Raw genomic sequence first — 3,347 nt, forward strand, 5'->3', positions numbered from 1 at the left:
AATGCTTCGTACAACATTCTCAGAAAAGCAATCCCAAATGCGTTCAGCAATGGGATAGGGAGCTGCGTAGTTCAGCCAAGGCGGGTTAATCCGCTCAAAGTAAAAGCGAAAGGGGAGGGACTCGAAGCCTCCCATGTCTATAAATGACTATACTTTTGCCAGCTATTAACAATACATAACTTTTCAAGCATAATGCTCAACTGTTACGAAGCAAACACTTCGACTACACCTTGACAGGTCTAGTCATCCAAGCCTGACCTTTGACGAGTGAAGTCCTCACTATCAACTTAAATATTCATTTTAATATTTATTTCAATTTTATTGAATTGGCTCAACACCCATTGAACCCAAATACCAATATTTTTAAAATTAATTAGTAGATACATCATCCAAATAATTATAGTTTTCCTGCCTTTATGGAGGACTATAATTAATAGTTATCTTGCCAGATAGGTGAATAAAAAATTAATTACTATCCGCGAAATCTTGCCTTTTTATCAATTCCAAAGACTCTTGCGTCACCCGACCAGCCATTGCAGCTAACTGCAAGCTCATAAAAGCATTCAAATCTTCCAAATCACACTTGGCTGAAGAAAAAATCTTCTGCATTTCATTTTCTGCTTCCAAACTCAGATAGCCAGCGGCAATAGCTTGTTTTACAACTTCACGAACCTGCACTGTAGAAATGTCCCTTACTAAATTTTAACTAATCAAAAGCCAACTAATTACTAAAAGGAAGTTTCGGAAGCCGTCTCGCCAAAGATTTCAAATTTTTTCAGCTCACGAGACTCTTGTTTCACTCCTCCGGACATAGCTGCTAGTTGCAAAGCCATAAAAGCATTTAAGTCTTCCAAGTCATATTTGGTGGTAGTTAACATCCGCCGCAGTTGATTTTCGGCTTCAAGGGTTAGATAGCCTAGAGCCAGAGCTTGCTGGGCGAGGTCGCGAATTAGTACCATAACACTTCGGGATTTTATTGGTTCAAGCCTAAGTATCAACTTTTTTCACAGAATCAGCAGTGACGGCTATTGCTCGATCGGTGTGACATTGTGACGGGCCACTCGTGACAGCCGGAGTCGCAGAGTGTGACTAATTATTTGCAAGGTTGTGACGGCGATCACACGGGGGATGCCAGAGGAGGAGTGGGGGAGGGGGAGAGGGGGAGAGTGGGGGAGTAGGACAGTGGAGGAGTGGGAGAGCCCGATCGCGACAGAGTGGGGAAATCTTCCTTCAACATCTGACTAATGATTAATGACTAATGACTAATGACTACTGCCTTCTACCTTCAGAAGACGCTCAACGTCTATAATCAGCAAGTTAAATATTTACGGCAAGACATATGGAAGCACCACATAAAGATTTGCTACAACAAATAGCCCGACTATCGCAAACTTATGCTAATTTGGCCGATCGCCTATCAATGGCAGCAAAACAACTGCAAGACTCCGGCCTTCCTCCCTCCGACAGCTTGCTGCAAGAAGTTGCCGCCTACAGTCGCAACTTTGCCGCAGTCCAAAAACAAGCTCTCGAAGCAAACAAATCCGCGATCGCCCCAGGAGAAATTACTTCCCTCAAAGACATTCAAAACTTAGTCGAGACTGCCTCCGCTTCTGAAGGTAAAGCAGAAATTCGCGATGCAGCATTGAAAGTGATCGATCGAGTATTGGCGATCGCCCACCGCGAACAAAGCGACTTCGCACCCTTACAATCAGTTCATGCCAGAGCCCGCGAACTGCAGCGCGCGATTTCCGAATCAACCCCAACTCAACTGCATTCCGACGCAGAATCCTTAGTCAGCGGCAAACACCCAGTTTCCGCAGTCCTCGCCTTGGTGGAACAGCAAGACAAATTAGACGACGAACAGTGGGTAATCCTCGAAGAAACAGTCAGCGCCGCTTTTGGCAAACAAATAGCCGTAGCCATTTCCAGAGGCAAATTAACCATTGCTGAGATGGTAAAAGCAGCACCTGCAAAAGTCGAACCCGCATTTAAACCAGCGCCAGAACAAAAAATCAGCGCCGAACCTTTGCCAGAAGTGATTGTCATCCCGTCAGGAAATGTGGCGCCGAAACAAGTTACAGTTGCGCCACAGATCCAGATTTTGGAATCCCCCGCACCTTCGGCCCCCATGCACGAGGTGATTATTGTTCCCAGCGTAGAAGTACCTAAGTCTCTTCAGACAACCGGTTCCGGGAACATTGTTTTTGGGGCCCCCCGGAACCTTCAACCAGCGGTGGCAGTAGAGGGCGGTTTGGGAATCAAAGTTTTGGTGCACATTCAGGGGATTGGCGATCGAACTTTCGGTGCTCAAGAATACGCGGGTTCTAAGGGTCAAGGGCGGCGCGTCGAAGGATTTGCGATTAATATCGATCCGCCAATTCCCGGCTTAAATGTCGAGTACATGGCTCACGTCGAAGGTGTTGGCGATACTCCTTGGCTCAGCCAGGGAGAATTGGCAGGTTTTCGTGGTCAAGCGAAACGAATTGAAGGATTTGCCGTGCGATTGAGCGGGCCGCAAGCTGATAAGTACGACGTATTTTATAGCGCTCACATTCAGAATATCGGCGACACCGACGTGTCCTCCAATGGCGAATATTGCGGTACTCGCGGTAAAGCTTTGAGAATAGAGGGTATCAAAGTTTGGATTGCGCCGTCTGCCAGTGCCCAAAAAGCTGCACCTGTGGGTTTAAAAGTGTTGGCGCACATTCAAGGAATTGGCGATCGAACTTTTAGCGATCGAGAATACGCGGGTACTAAAGCTCAAGGCCGCCGCGTGGAAGGATTTCAAATTAAAATAGAGCCTCCCGTTGCCGATTTAAATTTGCAGTACATGGCTCACGTTGAAGGAGTTGGCGATACTGCTTGGATCTCGGAAGGGGAGTTAGCTGGATTCCGGGGCAAAGCGAAGCGCATTGAGGGATTTGCTGCGCGGCTGACTGGGCCGCAAGCTGATAAGTATGACGTATTTTATACGGCTCACATCCAGAATGTAGGTGATACTCCTGTTACTGCTAACGGTCAATATTGCGGCACTCGCGGCAAAGGTTTGAGGGTTGAGGGGATGACGGTTTGGGTTGAGCCGAAAGCGTAGGAATTGAAAATGAATGGAAAAAATTAAATTGCATTTTCCATTCATTTTGTGTTTTTATATCATGTTTAATTGGTTCGTTTTTGTAAAATTGGCGACCTCGTAGGGGGGGGTTTACCACTATCTACGCCAAAAACTAATCATCCCATAAACCCGCCCCATCTCTCAACAGTAAACCTCTACCTACATTTTTCCCCTTAGGAGCGCGAATTAAATAACTTACAATTTTAATTGTTATTGTGGGATGGGCGTCCCGCCC

Annotated in this window: 3 protein-coding genes and 1 pseudogene; 2 read left to right on the top strand and 2 right to left on the bottom strand. The window is 46.3% G+C overall.

The window, feature by feature from the left end; all coding sequences use genetic code 11:
* Positions 1-147 (top strand): annotated as a pseudogene (locus QUA16_RS36100) (RNA-guided endonuclease TnpB family protein); the annotation flags it as partial.
* Positions 148-465: 318 nt separating this feature from the next.
* On the opposite strand, the gene QUA16_RS36105 reads toward QUA16_RS36100, so the two are convergent.
* Together QUA16_RS36105 and QUA16_RS36110 are read right to left on the bottom strand one after the other, a co-directional pair.
* On the bottom strand, positions 466-678 hold the full coding sequence (locus QUA16_RS36105; protein ID WP_333109614.1) for a hypothetical protein: 213 nt from the start codon (positions 676-678) through the stop codon (positions 466-468).
* A gap of 50 nt (positions 679-728) precedes the next feature.
* On the bottom strand, positions 729-959 hold the full coding sequence (locus QUA16_RS36110; RefSeq protein ID WP_333109616.1) for a hypothetical protein: 231 nt from the start codon (positions 957-959) through the stop codon (positions 729-731).
* A 380-nt stretch (positions 960-1,339) separates the two neighbouring features.
* On the opposite strand from QUA16_RS36110, the gene QUA16_RS36115 reads away from it, so the two are divergent.
* Complete coding sequence (locus QUA16_RS36115) at positions 1,340-3,091, top strand: hypothetical protein (RefSeq protein ID WP_333109617.1); 1,752 nt, start codon at positions 1,340-1,342, stop codon at positions 3,089-3,091.
* The last annotated feature ends 256 nt before the right edge of the window (positions 3,092-3,347 follow it).

The organism is Microcoleus sp. S13_C3 (genome assembly GCF_036700905.1).
Lineage (GTDB): Bacteria > Cyanobacteriota > Cyanobacteriia > Cyanobacteriales > Microcoleaceae > Microcoleus.